At 53.5% G+C, this 14,486-nt stretch carries 13 protein-coding genes; 7 read left to right on the forward strand and 6 right to left on the reverse strand.

The annotated features are described in order from the left end of the window. The first annotated feature begins 101 nt into the window (after positions 1-101). From HMPREF9081_RS01380 to HMPREF9081_RS01395, 4 genes are read left to right on the forward strand one after another with little or no spacing between them, the layout of a single operon-like run. Positions 102-671, forward strand: a complete 570-nt coding sequence (locus HMPREF9081_RS01380) for a LemA family protein (protein WP_006305094.1) — start codon at positions 102-104, stop codon at positions 669-671. Between the two features lie 36 nt (positions 672-707). Further along, positions 708-1,580: a hypothetical protein gene (locus HMPREF9081_RS01385; protein ID WP_006305095.1), complete on the forward strand. Its 873-nt coding sequence runs from the start codon at positions 708-710 to the stop codon at positions 1,578-1,580. Positions 1,581-1,605: 25 nt separating this feature from the next. Then, positions 1,606-2,478, forward strand: coding sequence for a hypothetical protein (locus HMPREF9081_RS01390; protein ID WP_006305096.1), 873 nt, complete (start codon positions 1,606-1,608; stop codon positions 2,476-2,478). Between the two features lie 24 nt (positions 2,479-2,502). Continuing rightward, the gene (locus tag HMPREF9081_RS01395) at positions 2,503-3,375 is read left to right on the forward strand and encodes a hypothetical protein (protein WP_006305097.1); all 873 of its coding nucleotides are present in this window, start codon (positions 2,503-2,505) and stop codon (positions 3,373-3,375) included. 100 nt (positions 3,376-3,475) lie between these two features. Here HMPREF9081_RS01395 and HMPREF9081_RS01400 read toward each other — a convergent pair whose 3' ends face one another. Both HMPREF9081_RS01400 and HMPREF9081_RS01405 read right to left on the reverse strand, forming a co-directional pair. After that, a complete protein-coding gene (locus HMPREF9081_RS01400; RefSeq protein WP_245529907.1) occupies positions 3,476-4,741 on the reverse strand; it encodes a sensor domain-containing diguanylate cyclase in 1,266 nt (421 codons plus the stop codon). A gap of 134 nt (positions 4,742-4,875) precedes the next feature. Beyond that, positions 4,876-5,685, reverse strand: a complete 810-nt coding sequence (locus HMPREF9081_RS01405; RefSeq protein WP_040394209.1) for a DUF6630 family protein — start codon at positions 5,683-5,685, stop codon at positions 4,876-4,878. Between the two features lie 197 nt (positions 5,686-5,882). On the opposite strand from HMPREF9081_RS01405, the gene HMPREF9081_RS01410 reads away from it, so the two are divergent. Further along, a complete protein-coding gene (locus HMPREF9081_RS01410; protein ID WP_006305100.1) occupies positions 5,883-6,770 on the forward strand; it encodes a fructose bisphosphate aldolase in 888 nt (295 codons plus the stop codon). Between the two features lie 144 nt (positions 6,771-6,914). Here the strand turns inward: HMPREF9081_RS01410 and HMPREF9081_RS01415 are convergent, their stop codons facing one another. Beyond that, positions 6,915-7,148, reverse strand: coding sequence for an SAM-dependent methyltransferase (locus HMPREF9081_RS01415; protein WP_006305102.1), 234 nt, complete (start codon positions 7,146-7,148; stop codon positions 6,915-6,917). A gap of 194 nt (positions 7,149-7,342) precedes the next feature. On the opposite strand from HMPREF9081_RS01415, the gene HMPREF9081_RS01420 reads away from it, so the two are divergent. Both HMPREF9081_RS01420 and HMPREF9081_RS01425 read left to right on the forward strand, forming a co-directional pair. Further along, on the forward strand, positions 7,343-8,668 hold the full coding sequence (locus HMPREF9081_RS01420; protein WP_050794992.1) for an IS4 family transposase: 1,326 nt from the start codon (positions 7,343-7,345) through the stop codon (positions 8,666-8,668). A gap of 201 nt (positions 8,669-8,869) precedes the next feature. Further along, complete coding sequence (locus HMPREF9081_RS01425) at positions 8,870-10,483, forward strand: DNA cytosine methyltransferase (RefSeq protein WP_006305105.1); 1,614 nt, start codon at positions 8,870-8,872, stop codon at positions 10,481-10,483. A 38-nt stretch (positions 10,484-10,521) separates the two neighbouring features. Here the strand turns inward: HMPREF9081_RS01425 and HMPREF9081_RS01430 are convergent, their stop codons facing one another. Genes HMPREF9081_RS01430 through HMPREF9081_RS01440 form a run of 3 tightly spaced genes read right to left on the reverse strand, consistent with a single transcriptional unit; the run spans position 10,522 to position 14,034 of the window. Then, positions 10,522-11,271, reverse strand: a complete 750-nt coding sequence (locus HMPREF9081_RS01430; RefSeq protein WP_006305106.1) for a DUF6339 family protein — start codon at positions 11,269-11,271, stop codon at positions 10,522-10,524. Then, positions 11,268-12,146 (reverse strand): hypothetical protein, encoded by an 879-nt coding sequence (locus tag HMPREF9081_RS01435; RefSeq protein ID WP_006305107.1) that lies wholly within the window; start codon positions 12,144-12,146, stop codon positions 11,268-11,270. Before HMPREF9081_RS01435 ends, HMPREF9081_RS01430 begins: the two co-directional genes overlap by 4 nt. Continuing rightward, complete coding sequence (locus HMPREF9081_RS01440) at positions 12,130-14,034, reverse strand: hypothetical protein (RefSeq protein WP_006305108.1); 1,905 nt, start codon at positions 14,032-14,034, stop codon at positions 12,130-12,132. Before HMPREF9081_RS01440 ends, HMPREF9081_RS01435 begins: the two co-directional genes overlap by 17 nt. Positions 14,035-14,486: the final 452 nt, after the last annotated feature.

Genomic DNA, 14,486 nt, shown 5'->3' on the forward strand with positions numbered 1-14,486 from the left:
TCCCAAAGCCTCCCCCGCCAAAGCGGGGGAGGGGGACCGTGCGTCAGCACGGTGGAAGGGGCGCCTAACGATTGAGGCAAAATACGAAAGGAAGTTACACCATGAACAACAAGGGCTCTATGACCGTCGGGGTCATCATCATCGTCGTCATCCTCATCACCCTCGGCGGCTTCATCTCTCTCTATAACGGGCTGAAGGAGGCAGAGATCCGCGTCGACGCCTCCTACGGACAGGTCGAGAACCAGATGCAACGGCGCAGCGACCTCATCCCGAATCTCGTGAACACGGTCAAGGGCTATGACGTACACGAAAAGTCCATCATTGAGGAGGTTGTAAACGCACGTGCGAAACTCGCGGGCGCACAGGGCGTGGAGCAGATGGATGCAGCGAACGCGGAACTGACGGGCGCACTCGGCCGCCTCTTTGCCATCGCGGAGGCGTACCCCGACCTCAAGGCGAACACGCAGTACCTTGAACTCATGCGCGAGCTGTCCGGCTCCGAGAACCGCATCGCCGTCGCACGCCGCGACTACAACGAATCGGTGCGCGAGTACAACGTGCGCATCTCGACCTTCCCAGGTATGTTCCTCGCAGGCTTCATGGGCATGACGCAAAAGCCCCAGTTCAAGGCAAAGGAGGGCGCGGACGCCGTGCCCGAGGTGAAGTTCTAAAAGGCACTCCACATACGGACACAAAGGAGGCACACCATGAAGATTTCGCTCAAGAAAACAATCGCTGCGGCACTTGCCGCGCTCATGCTCACGGCGGCATCCACATCCGCCACATCCTCCACCACACAGCACATCACGTCGCCTGCGGCAGCAAAGAAGCAGCTGAACGCCATCGCCAAGGCGGAAAAGCTCTGGAGAAGCGAGTTCATCATGTGCGGGGATGACGACAATACACCGCAGCCGCATCTGCGTTCCTTCGACCCCACTCGCACGTATTTCGCCGTCACCGATCTCGACGGCAACGGTCGGCTGGAGCTGCTCTTCCGTCATGCCGCCATGACGAGCGTGGAGGAGGGCATCACCCCCTATCCCTTCCGCACCATCCCCACAGCGTTCGCCATGGGGGTCTACGAGATCGGCACGGACGGCCGACTCGCACGCCTCCCCGAGACGGAGAACGGCTACGGCGCACCCGATCTGACCGGGCTGGCGCTCAATGTGATCGACAGCGACAATACGCGTTGGTACAACATGAACACGAGCACCATCACGAGGGACGAGCACAATCACTACAGCTATACCGTCGCCTATCAGCGGTTCGCCATTGCAAACGGTGTGGTGCGCTGTGAGCTGTGCGCGGAGGAAAACGGCTATTACAACGTCTATGACATCGACCGCGTCGAGGCAGTTCCCTCCTCCGCATATATTTACGACGGCGACCCCGCCCATCTAGGGATGCGTCATGAAGATTTCGTACAGAGCCCGTTTTATCGGTATTTTACGCACATCTATACGCCGTCCTGCGCCGTATACTGGATGGGCGCTGATGAGCTGAGCCGCAATCCGCGCGAAGCCCTTGCTGCCTCATGGGCAGGCTTTGTCTACGGCGTTATGGACGGAAAAGGATAACCGATTGCACAAAAGGAGGTACGCGATGAAACATATCTCGCTCAGAAAGACCATACTCGCGGCACTTGCCGCCCTCGCACTCATCATGCCCGCCCCCACTCCCGCCGCAGCCGCGCCGAGCCCCGAGGCACAGCTGCAGATGATCGCGGAGGCAGAGCCGCTGTGGAAGGATGAGTTCGTCGCGCGCTGGGATAAGGGACAGGCACCGTTTCCCTATCTCAGACGCTTCAACCCCCGCCTGACGCACATCGCCGTCACCGACCTCGATGCCAACGGTCGCCTTGAGCTGCTCGTACGCCATGCGATGACACTGATGGATATATCCGGTCCCCATGCGGCGGGTGTTGTGGATATCCCGATTGATATCAGCCTGTCCGCCTACGAGATCTCTGCGGACGGACGGCTCGAACGCCTCCGCGCAGAGAACGGCTACGATTGGCCCGATCTGATGAACCTCCAACCCCTCAGTGAGATTGACGAGCACGGCACGCGCTGGCATCATGTCCGCACCGTGACCGTCTCCCTGAGCGATTACTTCACGGGCAATGACCCTTCTTACTCCTATACAGCGTCCTATCAGCGCGTCGCACTCGACCATGGAACGCTGCGCTGTCAGCTGCTCGCCGTGGAAAAAGGCAGCTATCGGGACGTGGACAGCCCCTCCACCTGCAGGAAAATCCACGTCTCCACCAGTGTCTTTGACGGCGATCCCGCCCATACGAATATGAGTGGACGGAATTTTCAGCAGACCTATCTGTATCAGACCTTTGACGAGGCACTCCTGCCGCCAAGCTCCATCCGCTGGGTGAGCGGCGACGAACTCAACCGCGACCCGTACGAGGCGCTTTCCGCCTCATGGGCAGGCTTTGTCTACGGCGCTATGGACGGGAAGGGATAGCCATTCATTAAAAGGAGGCACACAATGACAATCTCGCTCAAAAAATCGCTCGGCGCAGCACTTGCCGCACTCTCGTTGACGGCATCCGCCGCTGCCGCACCCGCAGCGATTGACACGGAAGCGCAGCTCGATGTCATGGCGGCATCGGGTGTGATACAGCAGGAGATCAACGACCAGTATCACACATGGGACAGCATCCTAAAGAGCGGCATGGCGGAGCGCAGTCACTATACCTTCTACGCCGCCGTCACCGACCTCGACCGCAACGGACGGCTCGAACTGCTCATCAGTCGGCATTTCCTGAACAAAGATCCGCTCTACTATGCAGGGGACAGCATCTCAGAGGAGCAGCAAAAGGGACTCCAATATCTCTGTGAGAACTATCCGAGTGAGGTCTACGGCGCGGCGTATGAGATCAGTAGGGATGGGACAACGCTCGAGCCGTACGCGATCAATAATGCGAACACGCAGTTCCCCGACCTCACACGCCTACACATCAACGGACGCAAGTCAGATGGACGCTATCTATACACAGTCGATACGCAGCGAATGCCGCGCGATGAAAGCCGGACGAGCACAACGGATCACTACGGCATCGTGTGCGATGCCCAGATCATCTGGGCGGATGTCGACCTCGGCGTTGGAACGAGCGTTCATGCGGAAGGGACTGCAAGTGTCCACGGTGAGCAGGTCGAGCCGCACTACACCTCCATGAAACTCCTCTATCTGAACAAGGACGTCGACCCCTACGGCGAAGAAGCCGAGAAGTTCCGGCGCGAACAACTCGATAGAGCCGGCCGCCGCGTTAGCTTCGTCGACTGGCAGGCACTCGATGCGGATGCACGTGCCGCCCTCGCCGCCTCATGGGCGGGCTGGTCGTACGAGGACGCGGTTTAAGGAATACAAAAACAAGGAGCTGCCCTACGAAGCTAGAAAACTTCGTAGGGCAGCCCTTGTCATTATGTCAGCGGTATCGCTACAAGCGCCCCTATTTTCCCTACCGGATCACTTCATGCTCGTCGCGGTGGCTGATCACATAACGACCGCGCCCCGCCTCTTTCGCCTCATAGAGTGCTTCGTCCGCTTTCTGCAACAGCAGGTCAAACGAGCCATGCCCGACTTTCCCCTCGGCAATGCCCGCACTGACCGACAGGACGCCGAACCGTTTATCCGCTTTGAACGACTCAAAGAAATCATCAATGAAGCCCTGCATACGCCCCGGGATATCCTCGCCTACCACGCCATCCGTGAATATGATGAGAAACTCATCGCCGCCGATACGAACATTCAGCGTATCGTGAAAATGTTTTTTGATCAAATCGGAGGTTCGTACGAGCGCCTCATCCCCCGCCAAGTGACCGTATGTATCGTTCACCGACTTGAAATGGTCTAAGTCGAGGTAAGCGACAACCATTTCATTCGTCTCCAGCTTGGACAAAAATTCATCTAGCTGACGCCGGTTTGCAAGCCCTGTGAGCTGGTCGTGCAGCGCCATGTAAACGATATTCTGCTGATATTCGTATTCCTTCGTGACATCACGCGCAATGCCCACCGTGCCGATGATCGTATCGCCGTCGAAAATCGGCGTTTTGTATGTCTTGAGTTTGCTGAGATTGCCATCTGCCTTCATGACCTCTTCATCAAACAGGCAGGTGGTCCGAGCGGCGAGGACTTCGTCCTCGGTCTCAACGCAGACATAGTCGCTCGCCTCGTAGACTTCCTTCGGAATGTCCCAGATATCGTAATGATCCCGACCTCTGACATCCGCCTTTTCCTTCGCGACCGCCGTACAAAAAGCGTCATTGACATCAAGGTGAATGCCCTTCAGATCCTTGAACCAGACCATATCAGGGAGCGTGTTGATCGTCGCCTGCAGCCATGTTTCCTGTAGCCAGGCGCGCTTACGCTCGGAAATGCGCGTCAGGACATTGGCGAAGTGAAACCGCGCCAGTGCCGGTCCATCATTCACCCAGATATCGTCGACTGCCTCATAGTCCTCGGTCTGCAGCTGATCCGGATCGTCGGCGCAGAGAATCAGCAGACTGTCACGCGCCGGCATTGCCTTACGAACCATGCTTGGCGACAGGAAACTTGCTCGATCCATGATAACGAGCAGCTGCTCCTCATCCGCCAGTTCCCGAACCAGATCCTCTTCCTTGCAAATCGTGTAAAAGCTATGACTGAAATGCTCCTTGGGTGCAATCCCTTTCCAGAGCGCAACCTTATCTTCGGCAATGCCGATAAAGGCAATCTTCAGCTGCACATGATACAAGGCTATCTCTCCTTTATCACTGACCGATAAAAAACACTTTTATATAATAAGGTATTTATAAGAAAAAGAAAAGTAGTTTCGTAACTTTTTCTACACGACCTTTGCTGCGCGCCACCCAGATCGCCTTACATCTCCTCCGCCCGTGCAATTCTATGCAGGAGGACGCGCGCATATTCTGACGCGCGCGCAAAGTCTGCCCGCGTCAAAACGAGCAAGACATAGTCCTCGTTGTTCATATCCATCGCGGCAAGAACATGATCCTTCCACATCGCATTCACTGCCTTGCTCCAGACAGAAATCCCGTCCGCCTCACCGAGCATATCTCCGTCAACAGCAAGTCCCGTATCTATTGTCAGCGACTGCACGGCAGCAACAAAATCTTCCTTCTCACTCTTCCAGTCGAGCTCCACTGCCCTGCCGCTGCGCACGAGTTTTTTGTAAAGCCCCGCCCATGCGGCGTCGATGCCTGTGGAACCTTTCGCCTGTAACTTTTTTCGCAACTGCTTCGTATCTACCGCATCCACACGCAGAATATTTGCAAGCGCAGTGACTGCGTCTGCAATCGCTTTGGGATCGTCCTCGGTCGGTTCATATGCCCCGACATCGGGGAGCATTCCTTTTCGCACGAAGTCTTTCATGATCCGCGCCGCGTCGTCATAGGAAAGGTCCGTGCGGCGATGCTTCTTCCCGCCGATTTCCAGCGTGAGCACCACCTGATCGGCAGCCTTCCCACCGAACGCCTTCATCGACGTGCAGCCCTCGACCGCGTGCGGCGGGCAGATCTCCACAAACATATTCGTTCCGTCCCGCATGGACTTCAATTCGTTCTCAATCCCCACAATATGAAAGCCGTGACGGTTCATCGAACTGCACTTCAGGCACCAGTCCTCATAGGTACTGAACACCTTCGCCTGAATCCAATGATATAAGTGCATCAGCGGAATCCTCCCCATAGATACGATGCCGTTACCTTACGATATTTCAGCGGATGGGTCAAGCACAAATACATTTATTTTTGATAAATCCTCTTATAATAATTGATTTCTCTTCTCAACTGCGTTATAATAAGGACAGAATTCAACAGGGGAGTTTTCCCCTCTCTCATATGTTCACACACTAGGAGGTATGCCCAATGAATCAGGAACAACTCAGGCGCATGGAGCATGACAAGGGCTTTATCGCGGCACTCGACCAGAGCGGCGGGTCCACGCCCAAGGCGCTCAAGGCGTACGGCGTCGACGAGAGCGCCTATAACGGCGAGGAGGAGATGTTCACGCGCGTCCACGAGATGCGCACGCGCATCATCAAGAGCCCCTCGTTCGACAAGCACGAGATCCTCGCGGCAATTCTCTTTGAGAACACCATGGATCGCAAGATCGACAACCTCTTCACGGCAGATTTTCTCTGGAATCAGAAGGGCATTGTCCCCTTCCTCAAGGTGGACAAGGGACTCGCGGACGAGAAAAACGGCGTTCAGCTGATGAAGCCCATCCCGGGGCTTGACGCGCTGCTTGACCGCGCGAACGAGCGCCACATCTTCGGCACGAAGATGCGCTCCGTCATCAAGCAGGCAAATCCGGACGGCATTCGCGCCATCATCGACCAACAGTTCGTCGTCGGTATGCAGATCGCGCACAAGGGACTCGTCCCCATCCTCGAACCCGAGGTTGACATCCACTGCCCCGACAAGGCAAAGGCGGAGGAGATCATGCTCGGCGTCATCCAGGAGTATCTTGCGAAGCTCCACGAGGGAGCCAAAATCATGTTCAAGGTCACCATCCCGACCGTCGACAATCTCTACGCCGAGATCATGAAGGACAGCCACGTCGTCCGCGTCGTCGCCCTCAGCGGCGGCTACACCATGGATGACGCGAACGAAAAGCTCGCGCGCAACCACGGACTCATCGCCAGCTTCTCCCGTGCCCTCGCGCAGGACCTGCGCTTCTCGCAGAGTGACCATGACTTCAACGCCGTCCTCAAGAAGGCAATCGACAGCATCTACCGCGCATCCATCACCTGATGCACGCGTGACAGTGCCGTCCTTTCCCCTATATTCTCACGAACAATCCCCCGCCGCGCAAATGCGCGACGGGGGATTTGTTGTTCTATGGGGCGGCTCATATCTCCCATGTCAGCATACGGTAAACAGCATCTGTTTGAATGGTCATGCGTTCCCTCTGACCGCCATCCTCCTCTGTGCGGCTTGTACAGCCGCTTCCGCATGCCGGATTGCCTCTGCAGAGATGTCAAGCCCCGTCGCAGCCATGCCGCGATCTGCCCATGCCATGACCATATCGCCCATCCCGCAGCCAATGTCGAGCATCGAGGCAATCGGACTTGGCAGCTGCATGACATTGTCAGAGATACTCTGACGGAGAACGCGCCCATCGTCTGCCATCGCAGAGCGATAGCGATCATCCCAAATGCGGTCTTCCTGTTCGGATACTTCGGGAGTAGAGCCGAAATTTTTCGTGCAAGAAGTCTTATCCGTTATAACTGACAGATTTTCACATTTCCATATGTTTCTTATAACCTCAAACTTCGCAGATAAATAATGTGCTGTAAGCCTTGAAATATCTAGCTTTCGGGTAAATAAAATATTTCCTCCGACGTTACCACGTCAGCCGTATTCTGCGCTCTGCGAATGCCTACAAACATGGTGGCTTTCCGGTCCTCAGCATCTTCCTCATCGCCTTCTCTACGGTCTTCACGCATCGCTCTTTCTTCATGCAGATTCACCTCCAACGCGGTGCTGTCCCCTTTGCCAAGGATACCTTCTACCGTTTCATGAACTCCTGTCGCATCCATTGGCGCAGGTTCACCACACTGCTCGCTGCAACCATCATCCAATCCACCATCGCACCCTTGACGAGCGCGGATCGTGTCAACGTCCTCATTCTCGACGACTCCATCTACCACCGTGCCCGCTCCAAGAAGGTTGAACTTTTGGCACGTCTTTACGACCATGCCAAAAAGGATTTCTCCTATGGCTTCCGTATGCTCACGCTTTGCTGGTCGGACGGCAATACACTCCTGCCCATCAGCCATACGCTCCTGTCGACACAGAACCGGAAGAACCGTCTGAATCCCTCCTCCGAGAAAGTGGATGCTCGCACGAACGGCGGCAAGGGGAGAAAACTTGCCCAGAGAAAGGCAACCGAGGTCATGCTCTGTCTCCTGCAAGAAGCGAAGGAGGCAGCGATTCCTGCACGTCATGTCCTCTTCGACACGTGGTTCTGCTCTCCGACCTCGCTCTTGTCTGTCCATGAACTTGGCTATGAGGTCGTCGCGATGGCAAAGAAAACGGAGAAGATTCACTATCTCCATGAAGGTGTGATGCAGGATGTAAAGGCAATCTACAGGAAACACCGAAAGCGGCGTGGTCGCTCGAAGTATCTCTTGTCGGTCGACGCCGCTGTCCGTAAGGGAGCCGAATCCTTACCGGTGCGTCTCGTTTTCGTGCGCAACCGTAACAACCGCAAAGACTGGCTGGTCTTGGTAACGACGGATATGAGCCTCACGGAGGAGGAAGTGATCCGCATCTACGGGAAGCGTTGGGGGATCGAGGTGTTTTTCAAGGTCTGCAAGAGCTATTTGCGCTTAGAGAAGGATTGCCGTGCACTCTCATACGATGCGATGACTGCACATGTTTCCATCGTGTTTACACGGTACATGTTTCTGGCGGTGGAGCAACGGGAATCCAAAGATGACCGAAGTATCGGAGAACTGTTCTATCTGTCAATCGACGAGCTTTCTGATGTCTGTTACATAGAAGCAGTACGGCTTCTCATGGCGCTGTTTGCCACACGACTGCAAGAGTGGAGGCTTCTGGATGAGGGAGAAATACAAGAACTGCTACAAGGCTTTCTGGCGGAACTGCCGATACTGTTGGCACAAAACCTGCGAAAATGTGTATAGGGGATATGTTTTTCCAGCGATAGGGTCATAGTTTTCATGGCTTGACGTATGTTTTTGAGGTGCGAAGTTTGAGTAAACCTCATAAAATACGCTTCGTCAATCTCATAGCTGCTTACTTCTTATCAAAGATCGCAAAAGTGCTTTTCCTTGCATATTTTCGACAAATCGTCTAATATTGCTATATTGACAAGCAGAAATCAGGTGATATTCATCAAGACATATAACATCATTGATCTCTTTGCCGGCGCTGGCGGTCTGAGTCTAGGCTTCCGGCAAACCGATCGGATAAATATTGTTGCAGCAGCAGAGCTCAACCCACATGCACGCAAGACATACAAGAGGAATTTCAAATCGACATGCCTCTATGAGGATGTTTGCAAAATCGATTACGCAGAATTGAAAGACGAACTCGGACCAATCGATATTGTGATCGGGGGTCCCCCATGTCAGGGCTTTTCCAATGCCAACCGTCAACGCACAAGTTTGATCAATATGAACAACAGGCTCGTAAAAGAATATGTCCATGCGATCTATGCGTTACAGCCGACCGCATTCGTCATGGAGAATGTTGCGGCACTGCGCTCGAAAGTTCACCGTTTCCTCGTGGACAAAACGGATCTACACAACGAATATATCATGGCGATGAATTTAAGAGATGAGTCTCTTGAGATACTCCCTGCAAAGGGTTCTTTCGACGGAGTGCTTGCGCTTATTCGAGGCAGCAACGATTCCTATTTTTGGGAGGAGCCCTTTTATAAGGCGATCTATACGCTCTACCGTTTTCGAAAAAATCAGGAAAAATTTGATACCTCTCTGCAAAAACACAGGAGGGCGCTTCTCCCGCACCTAAAACGCCTCACAGAAATGGAGGCGACGGGCGAAATCCCTGTGCCCCTACGGGCGAAAGATACTGCCTTTGCAGAAGGATTGCTCGCATATATGGAGCAACAAATCGATTTTTCCACAATGATACGGCATATGGAGATATCCGTTCTGTTGCAACAGTCATTCCTGAAGTTAAGAGAACTCGCACAGAATAATATCCACATCTTTGACTATCGCGAAGAGAAAGGCGGGATTGTCGTCGCAGTGAAATCCTATGCCGTACTCGACTATATCAAAACCATGCTGTCCATCGCACCGCATAAATATACATTGTATGAACACACGCTAAACGCCCTGCACTATGGCGCACCACAAAAGAGAGAGCGCTTTATCCTCATCGGACTATCAGAAGGCTGTAAAGAGGGATATACGCCACCAACGACATACTTTGGAGAGAGCACCTATCGAACGGTACGCGATGCCATCGGTGATCTGCAGGAGATTGCACCATCCATTGATGTCCATGCGGATTCTGTCAAACTCCTGCCGCAAAAAGGGGGCTCCGTACTGGCAAAGAATCTGCGCGGAGCGAGACTCTACAATCATGTGGCACCGGCAACAGGCGATATCGCGTTGGCGCGATTCCACGCGTTGCGGGAGGGGCAGAACTTCCACGATCTCAATGCGTCGCTCAAGACCACCTATACAGATACTGCGCGCACGCAAAATACGATCTATATGCGCCTCTGCTATGACGAACCATGCGGAACGGTGGTCAATGTGAGAAAGTCCATGTGGATCCATCCTGTACTGGATCGCGCCATCTCCATACGCGAGGCGGCACGTCTGCAGACCTTTCCTGATTCCTTTGTATTCGAAGGGACAAAGGATGCCCAATATCAACAGGTTGGAAATGCCGTTCCCCCCTTTTTGGCAAAGGCGATCGCAAAGAGCCTGATCCGCATTTTGGATACCGGCACAAATGAATAAGCGAGGGTCGCCTCCATGAGAGCGCATCCCTCGCTTCTTTATTCTACAGACTCCGCTACCACGCTTATTTCTTCCGCCTTGGCATATATTTTCTCATAGATCCGTTCCTCGGGCAGACAGTCGAGAATGTAGATCCCACCCAACAGGTTGAGATATTTCGCGAGTTCTCCAACGATGTTGGTATCCATCTGCATCCCATTTTTTCGAGCATCCATAACGGCGGACAAGAAGCCACGTATGATTGACGGATTGTTCGAGGTGTTACGCTCCAATATGTGCATGATGTAGTCCGCATTCTCACACACAAATTTCGTCATCTCCCACGGATCGCTTCTTGTTTTATCATAGGTCAGCCGCCCGATCCACCAAAGACGTGAGAGGGCATTGCGTGTAAGGGATCGCCGTGTGCCAAAGCCGAAGAAAAAATGCTGCACGATCTGACGCTCCGTACATTTTGCGTCGATATCCCAGCGATATTTGACATAGCTCCAAAAGGGTCCGAGACAGAGTCCCGCCCACAGCCGCTCATCCGACGCAAGCGCATCCGACAGGAAGCTCAGCTGCTCATAGACGTGCTTTGCATTTTCTGCATCCGTCTGAAAGGGCTTTTCTGCGGACATGACGAGAGAGAAGTCTGGCACCTCCTTGAACCGGCTATCGACAAAAAGAGGCTGCTCAAGCTCCGCTACCAGCCAATCGGACGAATCCGCCCGAAACCGCTCCGCCCAAACGGGGAGATTGCTCTTGATGATGTTGATGTTGTCATAGCTCACGAATTGCAGCTTCATTCGTCATCTCCTCCGAAGAGCCCACTGACGAGCAGCCGAAACGCCCCCGAAGCGGGATCATTGATGAGTTTTTGTGCCAGTACGAGCGTATCGCACTCCTCAAATTCCTCCGAGGCAATTTCACAGTCGAACTTATCTGCCAACGTTTTGGATAGAATACGATACCATAAGTTCTCGTCATTCTCCTCGCGTTCCAGCGGAGGTATTCGTTTAAGCTCAGACAGAACGTGGGCAAGCACCGGCACAATCGTCAGCGCATTGAGTAGCGTCTCAAGTTGCGGCATCTTGCTTAACTGTTTATAGCTGTAATAATCCTCAAGCGGGAGCTTGATCAGAATCTTCCTGCCGGAATAATCCACAACCATATGTCTGCATGACTCATCTGGATTGCGCATAATGCTGAAAATGGACGGCACCTGTTCCAGCTCGTCCCTGTCTTTTGCGACATAAATCGTCGCCATTTGCCCCGTTGCCAGGACGCAACCAGCCTCGATATCAAAGGAAACACCGTGATAGTCCTCATGAAAATCGCTACTGGAATACCTACGGATATCCTTAACCGCAACAACAAACGGACAGATTTGGAGCTTGCCGCTGAGCTGCTTGTCCGGCAGGAAATCGGAGGCAATCGACTTTCCTGTTTGAAAGACCTTCCGAAAGCCCGTCTGTGCGCATTCCATATGATAGACATACTTCGCCTGCTCCGAGCGGATCAACGCCCTGAGTGCTTCGTTGGTGAGCGTCGCGGTGAAATCGACCTTCAGATCATATCCTTCCTTGCGTGGCTCAATCAGTGCGCTGAACTCACCAGTCTTGTAGTCATCGGAATAGGTGGAAAGAACAGGATAGGGATAGAGCTTATATTTTATTTCCATATGCTCGCACCTCCATCGGACAGTAGTCGTGATAGTCGAGTTGGACGTCAATCTGTAGCGCCTGCTCTGCGGTAAAGGCGATATTGCGGATCTTATTGCCCACGATAACAAGATCTGGCTGCGACGCACAGACCGCTGACAGTATCTTGGCATCATACGTTTGTGACTCTGCCGACATGAACAGCTCAAGAACACCGTTATTTGCAGAAACACGCGGTGTGAAGATGATACGGTACAATCCCTTAGATCGGTCACGCTCCATATTTCGTACGCGGCTCGCTGGAATCGTTGACAGGGACTTTCTGTGCTCGATCGGGATATCGCCGCCCCCGTCGCCGGGACGATGCCCGCCTCCATCCCCTCCGCCTTGACCGGGATGCTCTCCCCCGCGCCCACCTTCACCGGGGCGGTCGACAACTTCGATGTCTCCGGCGTCATCGTTTTCCTGCGTACTCTCCTCCTGAGTGCTCTGCGCATCGGCAGACGGCGGCTTGGTTTCGGTCACGCGGATCTTAACATCCTGAATCGTATCCGACAGCCGCTCTGCACGCTCCTCATGCGCAGGTGGCTCCTCCTGTTTGGCAGACAGATATTCGCCAACCGGCGGATCCAACGCCTCCTCGCTGTTATCATTCCGCATCTGATCAAGTCCGTCCCGAATAAAGCGCGTAAACTGTGCGAGCAAATTCTTTGCCTTACTTCGGTTCTCCGCACGTTCCACCTCCCACTCGAGATGTTGCGGGTTTTCAAGCGCCCTCAGATACGAATTAAGCGCATCCCCCTCGATATAGAGTACCCCCGCAAACGGGATGATCCCATTGATATGTCCCTTGTCCTTGATCTTCATACCCGTCTGCCGCACCATCGCAACACGCCGATGAAAGCCCGGCAGAATCATTAGGCGAAGCACAACCCTGCCACGGGTTTCGGGATCCTCCGAAAACTCCTTTTCAAAGGTACACGCCACCGTATTGTCCACCAATGCCTGATAATACTCATCTGCATGCTCCTGAAAATAGGGCTTATAGGACTCAATCAACGCGGGGAGACTTTCTTTCTGAATGACAGTGCCGTCCACATCCACGACCAGTGTCCCATTATAAACGGCGTATAAAAATCCATCCAAAACAGAGGCGACCATCTGCTCCCGCCAATGTTCGCCTCCCCGAAAACCGATAACGAAGAGATCCGTCCCATGTTGTTCTGCATCACGTTGATGCTGCATGTCCAACGAAATCTGCTCATACAGGGGAGAATTCTTCTCTCCGCCATAGAACCCGATTCCCTGCGTGATCTCACCGTTTTTGCCCTTGAACGACGTAAGGCGCGAAATCCCCTGACAGGCAGACGCCCCTTCCATATTCGAAGTGCTGTAGAACACCGTCCGAAACAAAGAACAAGCAAAGGGGGCATATTTCCCTATACCAAACGAGCCTCCATTGCTACCGCTCTTGTCCGATGCACCGGTCGCCTTGGTGAGATTGCACCACGCCGAGTTATACTCTTCCTGTACCCCCGTTAGCCCCGTCGTATTGTAGTCACTGATGCGTAGGCAGGTGATTTCCGCCTGCTGTGTGGCAGACAGCGCTGTCTCGAAAAAGACCTTCGCCTTGTCCGTTTTCTGGGCAGCCCAAAATTCCTGCGAACGCTTCAGTGCATCTATAAGCCCCGCGAAATCAGGAATATTCGATGGTGCAATCTGAAACGACCTAAACTCAATCTTCGTCGCCTGTCCGCTCTGATCATTGGCATCCAGAGAGTTCTGACAGATCTCGCGTGCAAGTGACTTGATCGGCGTTCCCTTGAACGTCTCCACGCCGGAATCCGCAATCCCAAAAATCTGCCCAAAATTGTTGGACGGAAAATTCCATCTGCGTTGCTGTTCCATGTTGTCCTGCACCTTCTTTCACTTTTGTGTAGCTTTATTATAGGAATCGCTGATAAAATGAAGTCCGTCCGATTGGCGTAGATTTTTCGTCCGAACAAGGAGGCAAGCCGGACACAGAGCGACACTCTGTGGAGAATCGAGGGCAAAGTGCGAGCAAAAAAGATGCGCCAAGATGATCATGTTGAATTTATCAGCGCTTCCTTATATCATAACAGATATGTTGTGTGTCGTAGTCCTGAGCATGGCGTTATCACAGCTTCTGTCCCATGGACGCGACACGACTCCCGCTTCACAAAGGAATTCGAAGAGCTTGCCAGTTGACTTTCCCTGTCCTGCACCTAAGCACTGGATGAAGTGCGCCGTACTGCATGGCGCCAGGCACAGATGCGGCAAAGGAAGAGTTGGATCGTTGGATCAAATGGGCACAGCATAAAACTGCAACGGAAGTATTC

This window comes from Centipeda periodontii DSM 2778, from assembly GCF_000213975.1.
Lineage (GTDB): Bacteria > Bacillota > Negativicutes > Selenomonadales > Selenomonadaceae > Centipeda > Centipeda periodontii.

Excerpts from the sequence above, each read along its gene's own strand:
- HMPREF9081_RS01380 (WP_006305094.1), top strand. The coding sequence starts at position 102 with ATGAACAACAAGGGCTCTATGACCGTCGGGGTCATCATCATCGTCGTC.
- HMPREF9081_RS01385 (WP_006305095.1), top strand. The coding sequence starts at position 708 with ATGAAGATTTCGCTCAAGAAAACAATCGCTGCGGCACTTGCCGCGCTC.
- HMPREF9081_RS01390 (WP_006305096.1), top strand. The coding sequence starts at position 1,606 with ATGAAACATATCTCGCTCAGAAAGACCATACTCGCGGCACTTGCCGCC.
- HMPREF9081_RS01395 (WP_006305097.1), top strand. The coding sequence starts at position 2,503 with ATGACAATCTCGCTCAAAAAATCGCTCGGCGCAGCACTTGCCGCACTC.
- HMPREF9081_RS01405 (WP_040394209.1), bottom strand. The coding sequence starts at position 5,685 with ATGCACTTATATCATTGGATTCAGGCGAAGGTGTTCAGTACCTATGAG.
- HMPREF9081_RS01410 (WP_006305100.1), top strand. The coding sequence starts at position 5,883 with ATGAATCAGGAACAACTCAGGCGCATGGAGCATGACAAGGGCTTTATC.
- HMPREF9081_RS01415 (WP_006305102.1), bottom strand. The coding sequence starts at position 7,148 with ATGGCAGACGATGGGCGCGTTCTCCGTCAGAGTATCTCTGACAATGTC.
- HMPREF9081_RS01430 (WP_006305106.1), bottom strand. The coding sequence starts at position 11,271 with ATGAAGCTGCAATTCGTGAGCTATGACAACATCAACATCATCAAGAGC.
- HMPREF9081_RS01435 (WP_006305107.1), bottom strand. The coding sequence starts at position 12,146 with ATGGAAATAAAATATAAGCTCTATCCCTATCCTGTTCTTTCCACCTAT.
- HMPREF9081_RS01440 (WP_006305108.1), bottom strand. The coding sequence starts at position 14,034 with ATGGAACAGCAACGCAGATGGAATTTTCCGTCCAACAATTTTGGGCAG.